The organism is Acinetobacter radioresistens DSM 6976 = NBRC 102413 = CIP 103788 (assembly GCF_006757745.1).
GTDB classification, from domain to species: Bacteria; Pseudomonadota; Gammaproteobacteria; order Pseudomonadales; family Moraxellaceae; genus Acinetobacter; species Acinetobacter radioresistens.
In genome coordinates this window covers 2957856-2977745 of record NZ_AP019740.1, presented here as the reverse complement: position 1 = coordinate 2977745, position 19890 = coordinate 2957856, and the positions used below count along the sequence as shown (strand labels likewise).

The 19890-nt window shown below is 45.3% G+C and carries 22 protein-coding genes; 9 read left to right on the top strand and 13 right to left on the bottom strand.

The features are described 5' to 3' along the window. Positions 1-71 precede the first annotated feature (71 nt). The 4 genes from ACRAD_RS14050 to dnaJ all read left to right on the top strand — a co-directional run bounded on the left by ACRAD_RS14050 (position 72) and on the right by dnaJ (position 6041). The gene (locus ACRAD_RS14050) at positions 72-1178 is read left to right on the top strand and encodes an efflux RND transporter periplasmic adaptor subunit (protein WP_005017645.1); all 1107 of its coding nucleotides are present in this window, start codon (positions 72-74) and stop codon (positions 1176-1178) included. Further along, positions 1175-4303, top strand: coding sequence for an efflux RND transporter permease subunit (locus ACRAD_RS14045; RefSeq protein ID WP_005023910.1), 3129 nt, complete (start codon positions 1175-1177; stop codon positions 4301-4303). Before ACRAD_RS14050 ends, ACRAD_RS14045 begins: the two co-directional genes overlap by 4 nt. Positions 4304-4447: 144 nt before the next feature. After that, positions 4448-4825: a hypothetical protein gene (locus ACRAD_RS14040; RefSeq protein ID WP_005017647.1), complete on the top strand. Its 378-nt coding sequence runs from the start codon at positions 4448-4450 to the stop codon at positions 4823-4825. A 103-nt stretch (positions 4826-4928) separates the two neighbouring features. Then, positions 4929-6041, top strand: coding sequence for a molecular chaperone DnaJ (gene dnaJ / locus ACRAD_RS14035; protein ID WP_005017657.1), 1113 nt, complete (start codon positions 4929-4931; stop codon positions 6039-6041). Between the two features lie 111 nt (positions 6042-6152). Here dnaJ and ACRAD_RS14030 read toward each other — a convergent pair whose 3' ends face one another. Next, a complete protein-coding gene (locus ACRAD_RS14030; RefSeq protein ID WP_005017659.1) occupies positions 6153-6512 on the bottom strand; it encodes a hypothetical protein in 360 nt (119 codons plus the stop codon). Between the two features lie 296 nt (positions 6513-6808). Between ACRAD_RS14030 and dapB the strand changes: the two genes are divergently transcribed. Together dapB and ACRAD_RS14020 are read left to right on the top strand one after the other, a co-directional pair. Further along, the gene (dapB, locus tag ACRAD_RS14025) at positions 6809-7630 is read left to right on the top strand and encodes a 4-hydroxy-tetrahydrodipicolinate reductase (protein WP_005017661.1); all 822 of its coding nucleotides are present in this window, start codon (positions 6809-6811) and stop codon (positions 7628-7630) included. A gap of 67 nt (positions 7631-7697) precedes the next feature. After that, positions 7698-8351, top strand: coding sequence for an START domain-containing protein (locus tag ACRAD_RS14020; RefSeq protein ID WP_026444232.1), 654 nt, complete (start codon positions 7698-7700; stop codon positions 8349-8351). Positions 8352-8391: 40 nt separating this feature from the next. Here the strand turns inward: ACRAD_RS14020 and ACRAD_RS14015 are convergent, their stop codons facing one another. Together ACRAD_RS14015 and dkgB are read right to left on the bottom strand one after the other, a co-directional pair. After that, the gene (locus tag ACRAD_RS14015) at positions 8392-9558 is read right to left on the bottom strand and encodes an MFS transporter (protein ID WP_005023917.1); all 1167 of its coding nucleotides are present in this window, start codon (positions 9556-9558) and stop codon (positions 8392-8394) included. Positions 9559-9564: 6 nt separating this feature from the next. Further along, positions 9565-10368, bottom strand: coding sequence for a 2,5-didehydrogluconate reductase DkgB (dkgB, locus tag ACRAD_RS14010; RefSeq protein WP_005023920.1), 804 nt, complete (start codon positions 10366-10368; stop codon positions 9565-9567). Between the two features lie 113 nt (positions 10369-10481). Between dkgB and ACRAD_RS14005 the strand changes: the two genes are divergently transcribed. Next, positions 10482-11390, top strand: a complete 909-nt coding sequence (locus ACRAD_RS14005) for a LysR family transcriptional regulator (protein ID WP_005023922.1) — start codon at positions 10482-10484, stop codon at positions 11388-11390. Here ACRAD_RS14005 and ACRAD_RS14000 read toward each other — a convergent pair. Beyond that, a complete protein-coding gene (locus ACRAD_RS14000; RefSeq protein WP_005017672.1) occupies positions 11369-11743 on the bottom strand; it encodes a hypothetical protein in 375 nt (124 codons plus the stop codon). The genes ACRAD_RS14005 and ACRAD_RS14000 overlap by 22 nt on opposite strands. A gap of 89 nt (positions 11744-11832) precedes the next feature. Here ACRAD_RS14000 and ACRAD_RS13995 point away from each other — a divergent pair, with 89 nt between their 5' ends. Continuing rightward, the gene (locus ACRAD_RS13995; RefSeq protein WP_005023924.1) at positions 11833-13260 is read left to right on the top strand and encodes an aminotransferase-like domain-containing protein; all 1428 of its coding nucleotides are present in this window, start codon (positions 11833-11835) and stop codon (positions 13258-13260) included. Here the strand turns inward: ACRAD_RS13995 and ahr are convergent. The 8 genes from ahr to ACRAD_RS13955 all read right to left on the bottom strand — a co-directional run bounded on the left by ahr (position 13257) and on the right by ACRAD_RS13955 (position 18518). Further along, positions 13257-14285 (bottom strand): NADPH-dependent aldehyde reductase Ahr, encoded by a 1029-nt coding sequence (gene ahr / locus ACRAD_RS13990; protein ID WP_005023926.1) that lies wholly within the window; start codon positions 14283-14285, stop codon positions 13257-13259. The two genes, ACRAD_RS13995 and ahr, sit on opposite strands and share 4 nt — an antisense overlap. Beyond that, positions 14282-14875 (bottom strand): DNA-3-methyladenine glycosylase I, encoded by a 594-nt coding sequence (locus ACRAD_RS13985; protein WP_005023927.1) that lies wholly within the window; start codon positions 14873-14875, stop codon positions 14282-14284. The genes ahr and ACRAD_RS13985 overlap by 4 nt, the downstream gene beginning before the upstream one ends. A 34-nt stretch (positions 14876-14909) precedes the next feature. Then, positions 14910-15155: a hypothetical protein gene (locus ACRAD_RS13980; protein WP_005023928.1), complete on the bottom strand. Its 246-nt coding sequence runs from the start codon at positions 15153-15155 to the stop codon at positions 14910-14912. Between the two features lie 9 nt (positions 15156-15164). Further along, positions 15165-15701 carry a M23 family metallopeptidase gene (locus ACRAD_RS13975; RefSeq protein WP_005023931.1) on the bottom strand — a complete coding sequence of 179 codons (537 nt, stop codon included), beginning with the start codon at positions 15699-15701 and terminating at the stop codon, positions 15165-15167. 51 nt (positions 15702-15752) lie between these two features. Further along, a complete protein-coding gene (gene mutY / locus ACRAD_RS13970; protein WP_005023932.1) occupies positions 15753-16784 on the bottom strand; it encodes an A/G-specific adenine glycosylase in 1032 nt (343 codons plus the stop codon). Between the two features lie 210 nt (positions 16785-16994). Beyond that, on the bottom strand, positions 16995-17360 hold the full coding sequence (locus tag ACRAD_RS13965) for an HIT family protein (protein WP_005023934.1): 366 nt from the start codon (positions 17358-17360) through the stop codon (positions 16995-16997). A gap of 85 nt (positions 17361-17445) precedes the next feature. After that, positions 17446-18180 (bottom strand): dienelactone hydrolase family protein, encoded by a 735-nt coding sequence (locus ACRAD_RS13960; RefSeq protein ID WP_005023935.1) that lies wholly within the window; start codon positions 18178-18180, stop codon positions 17446-17448. Positions 18181-18359: 179 nt separating this feature from the next. Further along, the gene (locus ACRAD_RS13955) at positions 18360-18518 is read right to left on the bottom strand and encodes a DUF1328 domain-containing protein (RefSeq protein ID WP_005017692.1); all 159 of its coding nucleotides are present in this window, start codon (positions 18516-18518) and stop codon (positions 18360-18362) included. Positions 18519-18707: 189 nt separating this feature from the next. On the opposite strand from ACRAD_RS13955, the gene ACRAD_RS13950 reads away from it, so the two are divergent. Further along, entirely contained in the window at positions 18708-19160 is a 453-nt protein-coding gene (locus tag ACRAD_RS13950) for a YcgN family cysteine cluster protein (RefSeq protein ID WP_005023938.1), read from the top strand. Positions 19161-19206: 46 nt separating this feature from the next. Here ACRAD_RS13950 and ACRAD_RS13945 read toward each other — a convergent pair whose 3' ends face one another. Continuing rightward, the gene (locus ACRAD_RS13945; protein WP_005023940.1) at positions 19207-19824 is read right to left on the bottom strand and encodes a cation transporter; all 618 of its coding nucleotides are present in this window, start codon (positions 19822-19824) and stop codon (positions 19207-19209) included. Between the last annotated feature and the right edge of the window lie 66 nt (positions 19825-19890).

Here is a 19890-nt window from a genome sequence, read left to right as displayed (position 1 = left end):
AAAAAATAAACAATTTAGTATAGCGATCATTATTCTGCCTTAAAAATAAATCTGAAATAAGAGTAATTTGCATGAGTTTAACCAAATCCGCCCTGGTGAGCCTGATTTTTATGTGTTACCTGACTTTAGGGGGGTGTAGCCGGGAAGCTCCCCAAACTGAAGAAATTCCTTATGTAATGGTCGCACAGCCCTTGACTACGCATCATGAACAGAAAAGTTATGCCGGCGAGGTTCAGGCCCGCCAGCAGACAGCACTGGCTTTTCGGGTTGGCGGGCAGGTTACTGCCCGGCTGGCGGAGGTAGGGGATCGAGTCCGGGCAGGGCAGGTCTTGGCCCGGCTGGATGTGAGTGATGCACAACTACAAAGTAATGCTGCCAGGGCCCAGCTGGAAAGTGCTCAAGCTGCTTTAAAAATAGCGGCCGATGAATTACAGCGCTTTAGACAGCTGCTGCCGATGAATGCAGTCAGCCGTTCCCAGTATGACGCGGTTGAAAACCAGTATAAATCGGCTGAGTCCGCCTATCGTCAGGCCCAGTCCAATTATCAGGTCAGTACCAACCAGACCCGCTATAACCAGCTGCAGGCTAATCGAGCGGGCGTGATTACCGAACGTAATATTGAGGTTGGGCAAGTGGTAGCAGCCGGGCAGGCAGCATATCAGCTGGCAATTGATGGCGACCGGGACGTAGTTATCGGCATACCCGAACAGACTACCAGCGCTATAAAAGTTGGTCAGACTGCCTGGGTTACCCTTTGGTCACAGCCACAAGCCAGATTAGCCGCTTATGTTCGGGAAATCTCACCTGCAGCAGATGAGTCACGTACCTTCAAGGTTAAAGTTGCGTTACGTGAAGGGCCATCTGCCATTCAGCTCGGGCAAAGCGCACGGGTATTTTTTGACTATAGTCAGCCGAATGTCCTGAGTGTGCCTTTATCCAGTGTATCTGCCCATGAAAAACAGCCTTATATTTGGGTTCTTCAGCCGGATCAACGCATACATAAAGTACCAGTTCAGCTCGGAGCCTATGGCCGGGACTCTGTGCCCGTACTTTCCGGTCTCAAAGCTGGGGACTGGGTAGTAATTGGAGGAGTACACCTGTTGCATGACAAGCAGAGAATTCATCCGGTAGACCGTGATAATCGTCCGGCGAAGCTTGCAGCAGGAGCACAACCATGAAGTTTAACCTGTCGGAATGGGCACTGCGTCATAAAGGATTAGTACTTTATTTAATGATATTGCTGGGTATTGTCGGCATTTATTCTTATTCCAAACTGGCACAAAGTGAAGACCCGCCATTTACCTTTAAGGTTATGGTGGTACAAACCTACTGGCCGGGAGCAACAGCCAGAGAAGTTTCCTTGCAGGTTACTGACCGTATTGAAAAAGAGCTGATGACCACCGGACAATATGAACGCATCATGGCTTATTCCCGGCCGGGCGAGTCAATGGTTACCTTTATTGCCAAGGACTCGCTCAAATCAGACCAGATTCCCGATGTCTGGTACAACGTGCGTAAAAAAGTCAGTGATATTCGCCATCAATTACCTCAAGGTGTACAGGGGCCATTTTTTAATGACGAGTTTGGAGATACCTTTGGCAATATCTATGTACTGACCGGAAAAGATTTTGACTACGCCATTTTAAAAGAATATGCCGACCGTTTACAGTTACAGTTACAGCGGGTCAAGGACGTCGGTAAAGTTGAGCTGATCGGACTACAGGACCAGAAAATCTGGGTTGAAATTTCTAATACCAAGGCAGCACAGCTGGGTATCCCGGTGACTGCCATCCAGCAGGCCCTGCAACAGCAAAATAGTGTTGCTAATGCCGGATTCTTTGAAACCGGAACTGATCGTATCCAGCTACGGGTGAGCGGACAGATTCAAAGTGTAGAAGAATTAAAACAGATGCCGTTACTGGTCGGCGGGCAGACCATCCAGTTATCTGATGTGGCAGAGGTTTACCGCGGCTTTAGTGAGCCGGCCCAGCCGCGGATGCGCTTTATGGGTGAAAATGGAATTGGAATAGCCGTTTCCATGCGTAAGGGTGGAGATATTCTGGCGCTGGGTAAAAATCTGGAAAATACCTTTGCTAAGTTACAGAAAACCTTGCCGCTGGGTATGCAACTGCAAAAAGTATCTGACCAGCCAGTTGCAGTGAAACGTAGTGTTAACGAGTTTATGAAAGTACTGGCCGAAGCAGTTATTATTGTTCTACTGGTCAGCTTTTTCTCTCTGGGCTTTCGCACCGGTCTGGTGGTGGCTTTTTCTATACCGCTTGTGCTGGCGATGACATTTGCCGGAATGAACCTGTTTGATGTCGGACTCCACAAGATTTCACTTGGTGCCCTGATTCTGGCTTTAGGTCTGCTGGTAGATGATGCCATTATTGCTGTCGAAATGATGGCTATTAAAATGGAGCAGGGCTACAGCCGTATAAAAGCTGCTGGTTTTGCATGGAACAGTACAGCTTTTCCAATGTTGACCGGAACACTGATTACTGCTGCCGGTTTTCTGCCAATTGCCACAGCTGCTTCAAGTACTGGTGAATATACCCGTTCTATTTTTCAGGTAGTCACAATTGCCCTGATTGTTTCCTGGTTCGCAGCAGTGCTGTTTGTTCCTTACTTAGGTGAGAAGTTTTTACCTGATTTTAATCAGTTACCGGTTCGGGCACCATGGTACCAGCGTCTATGGGCGCGGCTGCGCAAACGCCCTGAACCAGAGCCGGTCAGACCGGTACATGCATTGGATGAAGTTCATGATCCCTATCAAAGCGGTTTTTATCAACGGTTCAGAAAACTCGTCAATACCTGTGTAACTTATCGTAAGACCGTCATCATCAGTACAGTGGGATTATTTATACTGTCAATCCTCATGTTTAAACTGGTGCCACAGCAGTTCTTTCCACCATCTAACCGTGCTGAAATTCTGGTTGATTTAAAACTTGAAGAAGGTGCCTCGCTTACTGCTACTGAAAATGCTGTCAAAAAGGTCGAGAGATTCCTCTCCACACAAGAGGGTATTGATAATTTTGTAGCCTATGTCGGAACCGGTTCATCACGATTTTATCTGCCTTTGGACCAGCAGTTACCTCAAGCCAGCTTTGCCCAGTTTGTTGTACTGGCTTCTTCTCTGGATGATCGGGATGAAATCCGTCGCTCACTGGACCAGCAGATCCGTAAACTTTTACCGGAAGTTCGTACCCGGGTGTCATTACTGGAAAATGGGCCTCCGGTCGGTTATCCGATTCAGTACCGGGTTTCAGGTGAGGATTTAAGCTTGGTCCGTCAGTGGGCAGAGCGTGTAGCGCAGGTCATTGGTAAAAATCCAAATACTACCAATGTACATCTGGACTGGGGTGAGCCCAGCAAGACCATTATTTTAAATATTGATCAGGACCGCGCTCGCCAGATGGGAATTAGCAGTGCTGATCTGGCCGGATTCCTGAACAGTTCCATCAGCGGGGCGGCTATTGACCAGTACCGGGAAAAACGTGAACTGATTGAGATCCGTCTAAGAGGAGACCAGGCAGAACGGGTGGATGTCGGTTCATTGGCCAGCCTGGCCGTACCGACCAGCCAAGGGAGTACTGTTCCTTTGGCCCAGATTGCCCAGATTGATTACAGCTTTGAAGAGGGATTGATCTGGCATCGTAACCGTTTACCGACCATTACAGTCCGGGCAGACATACGCAGTCAGCAGCAACCTGCAACAGTCGTGAATGAAATGGCTGGACAGATCGAGCAGTTACGTACCGAGTTACCGCCTGGTTACCTGATTGAAGTTGGCGGGACAGTGGAAGAGTCGGCACGTGGCCAAAGTTCAGTAAATGCAGGAATGCCGCTATTTCTGGCTGTGGTCATGACTTTACTGATGTTACAGCTCAAGAGTATCTTGCGGGCATTGATAGTATTTCTGACCGCACCTCTTGGCCTGATTGGTGTAGTCATCTTTTTGTTGCTGTTTAACAAACCTTTCGGTTTTGTGGCCATGCTGGGCACGATTGCCCTGTCTGGCATGATTATGCGTAACTCTCTGATCCTGATTGACCAGATCGAGCAGGATATACAGGCCGGTCATGATCGCTGGAATGCCATTATTGATGCGACGGTTCGGCGTTTCCGTCCTATTATTCTGACGGCCTTGGCGGCGGTTCTGGCCATGATCCCCCTATCACGCAGTATTTTTTTCGGTCCGATGGCTGTAGCGATTATGGGTGGACTGATTATTGCGACGCTGTTAACACTATTTTTCTTGCCAGCTTTATATGCAGCATGGTTTAAGGTGAAAAAACCGTAAATATGCAGTAATTTTTGCTGAATATGAGGTGCGAAATATTGAAAACTTCAATATAGTAACACCTTATCTTTTACACAAAATAACACAGCAAATTTCATTGCATAAAAATAACTGATGCATGCAATGAATGAGGTCAGAGAATCCATGAGGCAAGATACACTCGCACAGCATCGCCGTTATATTGCGATCTCGTATGTTTTCATGTTTCTGGCATTATTTAGTGTCATTACCGCAGTCATTGCCTATATTCTGGCGCGCAAAGTTGCTGGTGTCGATCATGCAGAAGTCTGGCTTAATTCCCATGCCTTATGGATTATGCGAAATATAGTGCTGTTTTTGGGAATGACAGTTTTTGCAGCGCTATGGTTTATTCCGCTGATTTTCTTTTACTGGGACAGCGAACTTTGGGTTACAGCCTGTACAGTTCTAGGCGTCGTCTTTACTGCGATTGCCTGGCTGTTCCTGTTAAATGCCTGGATTAAAGGTATTTCCAAGTTCTTCAATTACAAGGCAGTTTTTTAAAGTCTTTTAAAAAAACCGGCTTTGCCCTTGTAAAACAGTACCTAATCCCCAATTTTACACGGCAGTTGTATAAATTAAAATTCCGTGAGGAGCATCGCCAGTCATGGCTAAACGTGATTATTATGAGGTTTTAGGGGTTTCCAAAACCGCAAGTGATGATGAGATTAAAAAAGCCTACCGAAAGTTGGCGATGAAATATCATCCGGACCGAAATCCTGATAACCCGGAAGCTGAAGAAAAATTTAAAGAAGCCTCAGAGGCTTATGAAGTCCTGTCTGACAGCGAAAAGCGTAGTATGTATGACCGTATGGGTCATAGCGCGTTTGAAGGCGGCTTTGGCGGCGCAGGCGGCGGCTTTGGCGGTTTTAGTGCTGAAGATATTTTTAGCCAGTTTGGTGATATCTTTGGCGGGGCTTTTGGTGGTGGTGGACGTCAGCAGCGTCAACGCCGTGGTTCCGACCTGCGTTATGTGATGGAATTGACACTTGAAGAGGCAGTACGTGGTGTCAAGAAAACTATTACTTTCAATGCGCCTGCGCCTTGTGAAGTCTGTCATGGAAAGGGTTCCAAGAATCCAAATGATGTAGAAACCTGTAAAACCTGTCACGGTGCAGGACAGGTACGGATGCAGCAGGGCTTTTTCTCTGTACAGCAGACCTGTAGCACTTGTCGTGGCCAAGGTAAAATTATTAAAAACCCATGTCATGCCTGTCATGGTTCCGGTGTTGCAGACCGTCAGCAGACTCTGGAAGTTACGATTCCTGCAGGTGTGGATAATGGTGACCGGGTACGTCTGAGTGGCAAGGGCGAAGCTATTCGTGATGGCCAGTCAGGTGACCTCTATGTTGAAGTCGTAGTGCGTGAGCATGAAATCTTCCAGCGTGATGGGGCTGATCTGTATATGGATGTGCCTGTCAGCATTGCTGATGCAGCGCTTGGCAAGGAAATCCAGATTCCTACACTTGAAGGCCGTGTAAGTCTGAAAATTCCTGAAGGTACCCAGACCGGAAAGCTGTTCCGTTTACGGGGTAAAGGCGTACGTCCGGTACGAAGCAGCATGGTAGGCGATCTGCTTTGCCGTATCGTGATTGAAACTCCGGTCAATCTGACCAGCCATCAACGTGAACTGCTAAAAGAATTGCAGGCCTCTTTTGATGGTGAAGACAGTACGTCTTCACCGAAGAAAAAGTCATTCTTTGATCGCCTGTTTGACTAAGCAGGTGCTCTGAGATAAAAGGCAGCTATTGAGGAGCTTTTCTTCATAGCTGCTTTTTCTTATTTAAAATAATCTGGAATACTTAACAAACCTGTCTGTTTAGTCACAGGTTTATTCTGGCTGTATGGCATCAATATCATTCCAGCTTACCAGTTCTTCCTGCCCAGTGGCTGAGGTAGAGGCCTGGAGTATACTCTGCTGGGTAACCTGTGCCGCAGAAGACTGTTCCTGTATTCTACTTGTCTGCTCATCGGGCATAATAGTGTCAATTTCCTCGACTGCAATACTTGTAGCTGTTTCATTCTGAACCTGTACTGTCCCAGACGGTAAAGAGGTCTGGCGCAGAGTCGTCGTGATGCGTGCTGTAGATAAATTTGCCAGTGTATCGCCCGCTTGAACTACCGGCTCAGCCCAGACTGCACCCGTACACAGTATTAAAACGATTCCCAAACCCGTAAAGTGAAAGCGCATATCTTTTCCTTATTTGATGACACCCAATGGTGCTGGCTAGTCTGCGCCTGCTTGTTTAAAGAATTGTGAAAAATACGAAATTGTCTGAACATTTTTTAATATTTTTCAGCAGTTAACTGGATAAATAAAGTCATGAATGAGCTAAAAATATTGCTTCTTCTTTGAACTGCTTGTTTTCTTAATGGTTCATTTTTATAAAGGAACTTTAAGCCATAATTTTTCCAGACAAGTTTCAGAGAGCGGGAAGAGTTTTGTTATAGTAGAGCAATTTTAAAGATGACTGCAGGGAAAATGTTATGTCAGCAACTCCACGTATTGGTGTTTTAGGTGCAGGTGGCCGTATGGGCCGGATTCTGGTTCAGGCTGTCCAGCAGGCAGGTTACCAGCTGGCAGCAGCAGTAGAGCGTCCAGAGAGCTCACTGGTAGGAGCCGATGCGGGTGAGCTGGCAGGTATTGGTACGCTGGGAGTCAAAGTATCTGGTCAGCTGGCTGACGTGCTTAATGATTGTGATGTAATCATTGATTTTACTGCACCTGCTGCCACTGAACAGCACTTGAAACTTTGCCGTGAAGCAGGGGTAGCAATGGTCATTGGAACCACTGGCATGAATGATGAACAAAAAGCCGTACTGGAAGAAAGTGCTAGCCAGACACCTGTAGTTTATGCAGCCAATTATTCAGTTGGAGTCAATGTGTCGATCAAACTGCTCGAGCTTGCAGCAAAAGTGTTTGGTGATACAGTTGATATTGAAGTGATTGAAGCACATCACCGTCATAAAGTCGATGCTCCATCGGGTACTGCGCTCATGATGGGTGAAGCGATTGCGGATACCTTGGGCCGTAATTTAAAAGAAGTGGCAGTTTATGGCCGCGAAGGCCATACTGGCCCACGTGAGCGTCAGACCATTGGCTTTGAAACTATTCGTGGTGGCGATATTGTTGGTGAGCATACTGTCATGTTTATCGGGGAAGGTGAGCGTGTCGAAGTGACCCATAAGGCAACCAACCGGATGAATTTTGCCGCCGGTGCAGTACGTGCAGCCGCATGGGTCGTTGGACGTGAAGCAGGTAAATATGATATGAAAGATGTGCTTGGATTCAATGATATCCAGATGTAGCGCTAATGGCCCTTTTCAGGAAGAAAGGGGCCTGATTACACTTATATAAAAAGTATGAAAAATAAAAATGAGAAAGAAAACTATATTCAATATTTGCTTGATGTTACTGAGTCTGTTAATTACTCAATTTACCTCGGCAGAGCAGGCCAGACTAAAAATTAATAAACAGAATATCAAAGTCTGGACTTACCAGATGTCTCGCAACCCGGCTGCATCCTATAAGGCAGAGACAGTATTTAATGTACCCTTGGAACGGGCTGTTGCGCTGATTATGGATGTTGAGCGTGCCCAACAATGGGTCCCATATATGGGGAAAATCAGTATATTAAACCGAGATGATCAAGCTGGAGAATTTTTGCTGCATGTGGTAATGGACTTACCTTTTCCGCTTAAAGATCGTGACCTTATTATTCAAAGTAAAATTACTAGAGAGCGTAATGGTACAGTGAATATCCGTAACCGGGGTATGGCAGACTCCCGTTTTAGTCAGCCTGACTATATACGTCTTCAAGACTATCAGGGGGACTGGACTTTTCAGCGTTTAGGTGCAAATAAAGTTAAAGTCACCACAATGGGATATGTAAACCCGGAAGGCAGTTTGCCCATCAGTTTTATGAACATATTTGTGGAACAGCAGCCTTACCAAATGCTTAAAATCATGCGATCCGAGCTTGAACGGCCTATGTATATCAATGCCAAACTTCCTGTAGCTATTCAATAACGTTATTTCAGCCTGCCTTACAGGCTGAAATTGATAACACTTATGATTCACAGGCTATGGAAGGCTGTTGTCCTTTCCTCTGGATGAATACCAGAAGCAGGCCTACTATGCTCAGTACTGCGCCACTGACCGACACTGCCATATAACTCCAGCCCATGCTAAGTACGGCACCACCCGCTACAGCGCCAAGCGCATTACCCAGATTAAATGCCCCGATATTAACTGAGGACGCAAGTCCTGGTGCATCATGAGCGGCTGACATTACCCGCATCTGTAAAGGGGGTACCAGAGCAAAGGTGGCTATGCCCCAGATCACCAGTCCGACTGCTGCCCCCAGTGGATTTTTTGCCAGTAACGGAAAGAGCAGCATACTGACGATCAGCAATACAAAGAAACCGATTAGGGTTTTGTCCAGAGACAGGTCAGCAAATTTTCCGCCTAAATGATTGCCGATCGAGAAACCTATACCAATCAGTACCAGCATCAAGGTAATGAATCCTGGAGATGCCTGGGTAAATTCAACCAGGCTCGGGGCAATATAGGTATACAGGGTAAACATTGCACCAGAGGCCAATACTGTGGTCAGCATTGCCAGTACGACCGGCCTGCGTGTCAATACTTTCAGCTCAGCTCTTACATCAGGCCTGCTACCTCTATGGTCTTTAGGTAAGGCTTTCCATAAAGATAGCATCGTCAGCAGACCAAGACCGGTAATTGCCAGAAAGGACATTCGCCAGCCAATATTTTGTCCAACCCAGGTTGCCAGAGGGACACCACCAATATTGGCAACAGTCAAACCCATAAACATAGCTGCTACTGCGCTGGCCTGTTTATGGACCGGAACGACACTGGCGGCTACTACAGACCCGATTCCAAAAAATGCACCGTGGTTTAAACTGGTGATAAGACGTGCACCCATCAGACTCATATAACTGGTAGAAACTGCTGTCAGCAAATTACCTATAGTGAAAATAGCCATAAGTAGAATAAGTGCCTTACGGCGGCTAAAGCTGCTAAACCATAAAGTCATCACTGGAGCGCCAAGCATTACGCCCAGCGCATAACCAGTAATCAGCATACCAGCTCTCGGAATAGAAACATCAAGATCCCCGGCAATATCAGGTAACAGTCCCATTGGCGAGAATTCGGTTGTACCAATCGCAAACGCACCGACTGCAAGGGCAAGCAGCGGAAAATTAATTTTCATCCGTACTTAATCCCACGCTGGTGCCAGCTGCTCCGGACTGATTTCCCGTCCATTACGTTCAAGTTCGGCGATTTGCTGCATTTCTTCATGGCTCAGCAGAATTTTCTGGGCTTCTAGATTACTGAGCAGGTGCTCACGCTTGGTAGAAGATGGAATTACTGAAAAGCCCTGCTGCATGGCCCATGCCAGGGCAATCTGGGCGGTACTCGCTTCATGTAAGGCTGCAATACGCATAAGAACAGGGTCTTGCAGCACCTTGCCATAAGCCAGTGTCATATAAGAGGTAACCTGTATATTCTGGCTCTGCAGATATTGTACTAATGTACGGTTTTGCAAATAAGGGCTTAGCTCGATCTGGTTGGTTACAATCTGGTCTGGTCCAACTGCTGCAATCGCCTCTTCTGTCTGGGCAATATTGAAATTGGACACACCAATATGTTCGGTGAGTCCCAGCTTTTTGGCTTGATACAGGCTCTGCACCAGTTCAGCAGCAGAGTAGCCCAGACCGGGTGCTGGCCAATGAATGAGTGTCAAGTTCACAGCATTTGTCTGTAACTTGTGCAGGCTGTCCTTCAGGCTGGCAATCATCCGTTCTGGTGCATAATTTCCAGTCCAGATCTTGGTGGTTAAGAAAAGCTCCTGTCGGGAGACCTTGCTTTGCTTTATGGCTGTACCGACTTCTGCTTCATTACCATAAATCTGGGCTGTATCAATCGCCCGGTATCCAACGTCGAGTGCCTGGCTGACTGAATCAATGACGGCTTGGCCAGACAGGCGAAAGGTACCTACACCGATTTTAGGAATAATCATCGTAACCTCGATCATATTTTTAAATAGTTAAGATTATTTTGTCGGAAGCTTTGTTGCTAAAAAAGTAGATAATCTGCAAAATATTATTGTTAATTTGTCATTAATTGGATGTGATGAAATCTACTTTTGAAGAGCTGCAGGTTTTTGTCAGTATTGTGGATAGTGGTTCGATTGTTAAGGCGTCTGAACAGCTCGGCCAGTCAACTTCTGGATTAAGCCGTATTTTGCAGCGTCTGGAGAGTAAGTTAAACGTTACGTTACTGGAACGTACTACCCGCAAGCTCTCGCTGACACAGGAAGGCCAACTGTTTCTAGAGCGTGCACGCAAGATTATCAATGAGCTGAACGATGCTGAAGAGCTGCTGCTTAAATCTGACCACGAGGTTTCCGGTAAAATCCGGATCGATTCGGCCACCCCCTTTGTGCTGCATGTAATTGCTCCACTCATGCAGAAATTTATGCAGCGCTATCCATATATTGAAATTGAACTGAACAGCCATGACCAGATTATTGACCTTTTAGAACATCGGACCGATGTGGCTATCCGTTTTGGTCAGCTGAATGATTCAAGTCTGCATGCTCGTTTACTCACTCAAAGCCGCTTATATATAGTTGCAAGCCCCGCTTATCTGGAACAGTATGGCACTCCACAAACTGCTGGGGAGCTATTGCAGCATCAGTTAATCGGGTTTAGTTCTCCCAAGCATTTGAACACTTGGCCTCTCAAACTGGGTAATGAATACTTTACCGCAACTGCACCAATTCGGGCATCTAATGGTGAGACTGTACGGCAGCTGGCCCTGTTGCATCATGGAATTACCTGCCTGTCTGAATTTCTGGTGGGTCAGGATCTGGCCCAGAACAGACTAGTTGCCTTGTTTGAAGACCAGATTGAATTACATTATCAGCCTATTCATGCGGTTTATTATCAGCAGGAACATTTACCAAAACGGGTCAGGCTACTGATCGAATATCTGGTACAGGAATTAAGCTCGGGTTTTCATTTTGAACCATTTACCTGAGAGGCTGGCACAGGCAAACGGAGCTCAAATAATGGGAGCCTGAGCTGTCTGGATGTCTGCAATAATTCGAGTCGTAAATGCTGCTGCTGTTGTGAACAGACAAACTCGATTTTAGGCTGAAGTAGACCTGTCATAATCAGCCCGTTTTCAGTAGGTTTCTTATAAAGATAATGCCACTCTGTGCTGGAAGGGAGTGCTGTAATTTTCCAGAGCTGATAGCCAGGCAGTGACTGCATTTTTAAATAACCTCCAATTAATGACTGACACAGTGCATTTTGAGAAGTATTCTGCTGATATTGTGGCTGACAAGCTGCTAGCCATAGACAAATAAATAATAAAGTACAAGTTTTCATCAAGTTTTGCTCAATTTTAATTTTTTTCAGCTTAAACCTATGCTATAGAGCATTACAGACACAAAAAAATTTAAAAAAGCAGTACAGATATGGCATTTCACTACCAACTTCTTGCCAGTCAGCTGGCCGGAAAAATTCACAGCCAAGCTTTAAAAGCCGATCAGCGGCTCAGTTCTCTTCGGGATTTTGCCCGGCAGCATGAAGTGAGCCTGAGCACTGCACAAAGCTGTTATGAATTACTGGAAGCTCAAGGCTTAATTTATGTACGGCCCAGATCTGGCTATTTTGTGAAAGGGCAGTCATTACAAAACCCGTTACCCCGTCATTTAGATTTCCAGTCCAGACCGCGTGATGTCAGTAATCTTGAACTGCAAATTGAAATACAGCAGGCTTCCATTCAGACTAATTTAGTACATCTGGGGGCTATCCAGCTATCACCACAACTGGTACCTGTAGAGGCTTTGCGCCGTTCGATTCAGCGTGCGCTCAAGCATAGCCAGCCGGAAGACTTTCTATACAGTGACCGGCAGGGCCATAAAAAGTTACGTCAGGCTTTAAGCGAACACTGGGCAGAAGATGGCCTGTATATTCAGCCAGAAGATATTTTAATTACCAGTGGCTGTATGCCTGCATTATCACTCATTATTCAGCAGCTTACTGAAGTGGGTGATAGCATTCTGGTACCAACCCCAAGTTTTAATGGCCAGTTACAGCTACTGGCCAGTCTGAAGCGTAAAATTATCGAAATACCGGCCAGTCATGCAGGCGTTGATCTGGACCGGCTGGAACAGATGATGCAAAGCGGGCAGGTAAAGGCCTGTCTGATGACTGCGAATTACCAGAATCCGCTTGGCTACTGTCTGACCAATACAGAAAAGGCACAGATTGCACAGCTGGCAGAACGCTACCGCTGTTATGTGATTGAAGATGATATTTATGCTGAATGCGGCTTTAATCTGGAACGACCATTACCTATTAAGTACTGGGATCAGGCCGGTTATGTCATCTACTGCGGTTCAGTTTCCAAGTCTTTATCATCTGCTTACCGCATTGGGTGGGTATGTATCAGCCAGCAGCTACAGTCTTTTAGAATCGGGTTATTAAATGGAAATGCCATCGTCAATACACCATTGCAGCTTGCACTGGCCGATCTGATATATAGCCGCAGTTACCGTGAACATTTAAATAGTTTACGCCCCCGTCTTATGCAGCAGGTAAGACAATATCAGGAATATATTTTAAAGGCTTTTCAAGGCGTTAAAATCGGTCTAAGTCAGCCTGAGGGTGGTTATGCCCTGTGGCTGGAATTTCCGGTACAGATTGACGGACTAGAAATGTATCATTTTGCACAGCGGCATGGTATTAACATTGTACCGGGAGAAGTATTTGGAGAAGACCGGCGCTACCGGCATTTTATCCGTTTAAATGCCGGACATGGCTTAAGTCATGAGATCTGCCAGTCAATTGATAAACTGGCAGAATGGGTAAAACAAAAACTTGATAACACAGACAGTTAGTCAAAATCTGCTTTTAAAACCACCCGGTAACGTACTTGACCTGAGTGCAGGCGTTCAATAGCTTCATTAATCTGTGACATTGGAAACAGTTCAATCTGTGGAGCAATATTTTTACGTGCTGCAAACTTGAGTAACTGACGCAAAGCCGCCGGTGAACCGGTGGGTGAGCCCGTCACTGATTTGTTCCCTCCAATAAGGGTTCCTACTGGTACCTGCATCGGTTCAAGGGTGAGTCCCAACATATGTACGGTACCATGTGGTGCCAGTGTGTGTAGATAGGATTTCCAGTCCAGACTGACATTAACGGTACTGAGCAATAAGTCAAACTTGCCGTATTGGTCTTTAAGTGCCGCAGAATCACGGCTGTTTACTACGTGATCTGCACCCATTTCAATCAGCTCGGGTGTTTTATCCAGACTGGAAGTGAAAGCAGTAATTTCGCAGCCCCATGCTTTAAGCAGCTTGATGGCCATATGGCCCAAGCCCCCAATTCCGATAACACCGACATGATGTACAGATTGAATCTGATGTTTTAATAAGGGGTCAAATACAGTAATACCGCCACAGAGCAGGGGGCCGGCACTTTGTGGATCCAGATCATCGGGAAGAGGAATCGCCCATTGCCAGTCGGCACGAACTTTTTCAGCAAAACCGCCAGCATGGTCAACAATAGTCGCTTTAGAACCACCATTACACATTACCTGATCGCCGGCAATACAGTAATCACAATGCTGACAGCTTTCTGCTGTCCAGCCGATACCCACACGTTGACCCAGTTGCAAGCCTCTGGCTTCTGAGCCTAAGCCAATAATTGTACCGATAATTTCATGACCAGCCACAACCGGATAAACCGAACTGCCCCAGTCATTATTTAGTACTGAAATATCAGAGTGACACAAGCCACAGTACTCAACCTTGACTTCAACCTGATGTGGCTGTAAATCACCGGCATCGAACTCATAGGGAACCAGTGCTGCACCTGGCTGCATGGCAGCATAGGCACGAATAGTATTCTTCTGACTCATAACAACTCCTTGGCAGAAAAGCGGATGTTTGGCTTAGACTTAAATTTACAGCTATTTTCATGATCATCAACCATACCGACTGCCTGCATAAAAGCATAACAGGTCGTCGGTCCAACAAATTTGAAACCATATTTTTTTAAAGTTTTTGAAAGTGCAAGACTGGTCTCTGTCTGGGCAGGAGCCTGACGAAAATCTGTTACATTTCGATATAAAGGTTGACCATCGACAACTTGCCATAACCAGAGGCCTACGTCACCGACTTCAGCTTTAAGTTTTTGCCAGGCAACTGCGTTGTCACGAATAGCCTTCAACTTGCCCAAGTGACGGATAAGACCTGAATCCTGCATTTTTTGCTGTAACAGCTCATCACTCAAGCTGGCAATCTTAGCAATTGGATATTGAAAAAAATGCTGCCGATAAGCCTGGCGTTTTTTTAAAACGGTAATCCAAGAGAGGCCGGCTTGCTGACCTTCCAGACACAGCATTTCAAATAGGCGTTGCTCATCATATTCAGGTTTTCCCCACTCTTGGTCATGATAGGCAATATAAAGCGGGTCATCCGAGCACCATCCGCAGCGCTGAGGGGTCATCATGGTGCTCCCTGAGTGGTTTAACTTAAGGTCATTAAATAGTAAATCTTATCCACTCACTGGTAAGATTATTCCAAAAATATAGTTCGGCAATAGCAAGATCGTCAAACTTTAACCAGAAATCTTTACCATTCTTATCATTAAAACCTGTGCTGATCATCAGCGCATCTTCAGTAATTTCCATTATCCAGCCCTGGTAACTCTGTCCGGCCAGCACAATTTTCTGCTGGTTTCCAGATTCTGCAAACTCGACCAGCCGTTGAATTAAAGCTTCTGACATATTTTTTTCCTAACGCAGATACAGATAAGGATTCACTGCACCACGACCTTTGCCTTGCAGATAAATTCCATAATGAAGATGAGGGGCTGTATGACGGGCATTACCAGTATTGCCTACGTAACCGATGAGCTGTCCCTTTTTAATATAATCACCGACTTCCAGACCTCGCTTGTGCCCATCAAGATGGGCATAATAGTGCCAGCTGCCACCTGGTCCCAAAATCCAGATGACTTTACCTCCAAGATTGTTATTGCGCAGATCTGCGATCAGCCCCTCTGTGGCACTATAAACTTTTGTACCGCGTGGAGACATAATATCAATACCTTCATGAGTGCGTCCTTTACTACGTGACACTCCCCAGGTATCACTGAGTTGTTGACGCTCCATACTCTTCACTGGAACCGGCAAACGCGGAGCAAGCTGCATACGATGAAGTTTACTTACTTGGGCAGCGGGTAGGGCAGAAGGTTTTTTCGGCGCAGAGGTACAGGCCGCTATCAAGATAAAACACAAACTTAAAAAAATATAACCGGCAAAACGTGACACACGACTTCCTTGATTAAATAAGTTTATAAAATGACAGTAACCAGTATGTCATCACTCGATAAGCTGAATCAATTTTTTCATAGCCGTTGGCAGACCACGCATTAGAGCCTGTTCAGGGCTCAGCCATTCACCACCCAGTTCAGTCTGTAGAAACTCACGTTGTTCTGGTTCCACGTGGAACAGATAGGTATCCAGCAGCCAGGTAAAATGAGTGAAGCCATGTGTAAACTGAATGGGCGCTTGTTTCTGCTTTAAACCATATTGTGCCAGCAGCTGAGAAAACTGCTGCTTATCTTCAATTATAGGCAGACAATACAAGCCGCCCCAGAGACCGCTAGCTGGCCGCTGCTGCCATAACCATTGGTCTTGGCTTTGCAATAATAAGATATGGCCCTGTTTCAGCGGCACAGGCTTTTTTGGTTTTTTATAAGGCAATTCAGTTTCTAATCCCTGCTGATGGGCAAGACAGTGCTGCTGCATCGGGCAGTAAAGGCATAACGGTTTTTTGGGGGTACAAATGGTAGCACCCAGATCCATGATAGCTTGCGTATAATCATGGTTACGTTCAGTCGGACATAGCTCTTCTGCCAGTTTCCAGAGTCTGCGTTCCTGTACCGGCTGGCTCAAATCTTCTTCAATTGCAAAAAAGCGTGCCAGTACCCGTTTAACATTGCCATCCATAATGACACCATACTGGCGCAATCCGAGTGACATTAATGCGCCTGCTGTCGAGCGGCCTATACCGGGCAAAGCAATCCAGCCCTCAAGACTGTCTGGAAATTTGCCTTCACAGCTAACTATTCCAGCTGCTTTATGCAGATTTCGGGCACGTGCATAATAGCCCAGCCCAGCCCAGTATAGGGCTACTTCATCCCAACTAGCCAGTCCCAAGTCATTTACAGTAGGAAACCGCTGGATAAAGCGTTCGAAATATTGCAGCACAGTCTTGACCTGGGTTTGTTGAAGCATAATTTCTGAAACCCAGACTTTATAGGGATCATCACTGACTTGCCAAGGCAGATCATGCCGGCCATGAACATCAAACCATTCAAGTAAAGCATGTGAAAAGGAAAATTCGGACATATAAATTTCAGGCAAGAATTACCTAGAGATTATAGCTGAACTACAGCGAGAATAGATTTTTTAGTTGGAAAAAGGCTGTTTCATGGCAGGTGTTTTAAACAGCTTAAAGATTAAGTATTAAAGATAAATAGCACCGTTATAGTAAACGGCAGAAATCATTAAACCCAGTAACCAGGATAAAAGATGATGCCCTAGGCATCATCTACTCATTTATTCTTCGTCCAGTATTCCCCAGCGCTCGTCCAGTCTTAAAGCCTGACCCGCATAGCGTGGAATAATATGGATATGGAGATGCTGGGAAGCTTCTCCAAAGACAGAACCATCATTAAAGCCGATATGGAAACCTTCAGGCTGATGACGAATTTTAAGTTCATTACGCGCCAGTTCCAGAAGCGACATCAGACTTTTACGTTCTTTATCAGTGACATCGAAAAATGAACTGATATGGCGCAGGGGAATAATAACAGAATGTCCCTTAGATAACGGTTTTGGCTCAGGCAAAATGGCACCAAAGTCATTTTTATCAATCACATCATATTCATCAAAGTCACAATATGGACAATTATTTTCAATCATGATTATACCCTCATCGTTTTATTTATAGGTTGAATCTATGCAGTAAGGTAATCAGCACCTTACTGCGGTTTTAATCTTTTATAGGTTAAAGGTGACGTTGTAGCAAATCATACATGGCCTTTAAGCTTTGTCGCTCTGCTTCTGCGTTATAGCCCAGATCTACTCCATTGGCCCGGGCACGTTCATCGGCTAATGGATTACTAAAACCATGTTTTGCTGCTTCAAATACAATAACATCATGCTCTACATCCGCTGCCTGCATTTCCTGCTTGAAACTGGCTACATCATCTAGAGTGACCATGCTGTCGAGTTCACCGTGCAATACCAGAACTTCAGCCTGAATTTTTCCAGGCTGTGCCGGCTCTTTTGCAGAGAGATTACCGTGAAAAGTAGCAACGGCTTTAAGTGGTGCACCTGAGCGTGCCAGATCAAGGACGACCTTGCCCCCATAGCAAAAGCCTATTGCTGCCAGTTTATCCGGATTTACTTCATTTTGTTCAGCCAAAGCCTTTAGGCCAGCTGACGCACGAGTCACTATTGTGTCCGGATCCTGAAAAGTTTGGGTCATCCATTCATTGGCTTGGCCCGCGTCGATAGTTACCTTTTTGTCACCATACATATCAATTGCAAGTGCAGCATAACCATGCTCAGCCAGCTCACGGGCACGTTGTTCAGTATATTCAGTTCTGCCCCACCATTCTGGCGCTACAATCACACCCGCTACTGGTGCATCAGATTCTGGCGCAGCAAAATAGCCAACTAAATTGGTACCATCTGCTACGTTATAATGAATTTCGCGGGTTTTGATTGTTGAAGTCATTCTGATCAATCCTTGTATAAACTTAAGAGAATGACCTGATTAAATCATAAAAAATATTTAAAATGACTGAAAAGAAAAAGAATATAAAAGAAGAAATGTGAAAATTTATGTTTTTAATAAGATGAAAAAATAAAAAAGAAGGATAAATCCTTCTTTTTTATAACACGATGAATATATATTTATACTCGGCCGCGTGAGATAAAACCAACGATTGCCAGAATAACTGCAATCACAAGCAGAATCACTGCAAAGTCTTTAGATAAGCCTGCTACGCCACCAAAACCTAACAGACTTGCAATTAGTGCAATCACCGCAAAAATAATCGCCCAACGAAACATAATTTATCTCCATAATTTTTTATTAATGTGTTTTTAGTATAGAGAGCAAAATAAAATATAAGTGTGAGCTTTGTGTTTAAAAATTATACCAGGTATTGCGTTAAGTAAATGATTTGTGAGAGATGTATTTTTTAAAAGTCAAAACACACAATGATATACTGTTCAGGTAGTAAATTTGTATGAAGTATTATGGTGAAGCCGTTGCGTCCACAGTTTTGGAAAGTCTATCCACTTGAACAACTTAGCCCGGAAGAGTGGGAAGCGCTTTGTGATGGCTGTGGTTTGTGTTGTCTGGTCAAACTTGAAGATGAAGAGACTCAAGAGGTTGCCTATACCAAAGTTGCCTGTAAATTACTGGACTGCAAGACAGCGCGGTGCAGTGATTATACCAACCGGAAACAGCAGGTTCCTGACTGTATCCAGCTGACTCCAGAAAAGCTCGCTACAATTCACTGGTTACCTCCGAGTTGTGCTTATCGCCGTCTGTCTGAAGGTAAAAATTTACCTTCATGGCACTATTTGAATACCGGCAGTCGCCAAAGTGTGATGAAAGCCAAAAAATCAGCAGCCGGCCGCTGTATTTCTGAACTGGACATTGAGGAAGACCAGATAGAAGAATATATCGTGCGCTGGGTACGTTAAATTAAAAATAAAAGAGAAGTATCTCAAGCTTCTCTTTTATTCTATCTCATCCGAGCTTGGCCTGAATCCGTTCTTTCCATGAGGTCCGGATAATAGTAAGGCTGGAGCTTAAGCCAAGTAAAATCATAATTAAGGCTACAATTAAATCTGGCCAGACCTGCTGTGTTCCAAATACGCCTACAGCAGCCAGAACTACCGCTATATTACCAATCGCATCATTACGACTGCACAGCCACACAGACTTCATATTGGCTTCGCCATCCCGAAAAGCATATAGAATCAGGGCAGTCAGGATATTAGCGATCAGTGCCAGTGTACCAATAATACCCATAGTAATTGCTTCTGGCGGTACACTATGTATATAGGACCAGACCACTTTGCCCAGAACAATGAAAGCAAAAACCAGCATCATCAGTCCTTTTAGCAGGGCAGCTGTTGCGCGCCAGTATAATCCAAGACCCAGTACGAAAATAGAAATCAGGTAATTGAAAGAATCTCCTGCAAAATCCAGTGCATCAGCCCAGAGTGAAGTGGAACCTGTATGTGCTCCACCTGTAACCTCAACAATAAACATAGTGAAATTTAAAAATAGGGCTATCCACAGCGCATTTCTGAATTTACGGCTTTTGGCCTGTGTTTCCTGACAACTACAGCAACCTGCCATTATTCAACTCCTGAAAGATCAGATAGAATAATTAAAAAGTCTGGAGTAACTCCAGAGTCAAGAGGG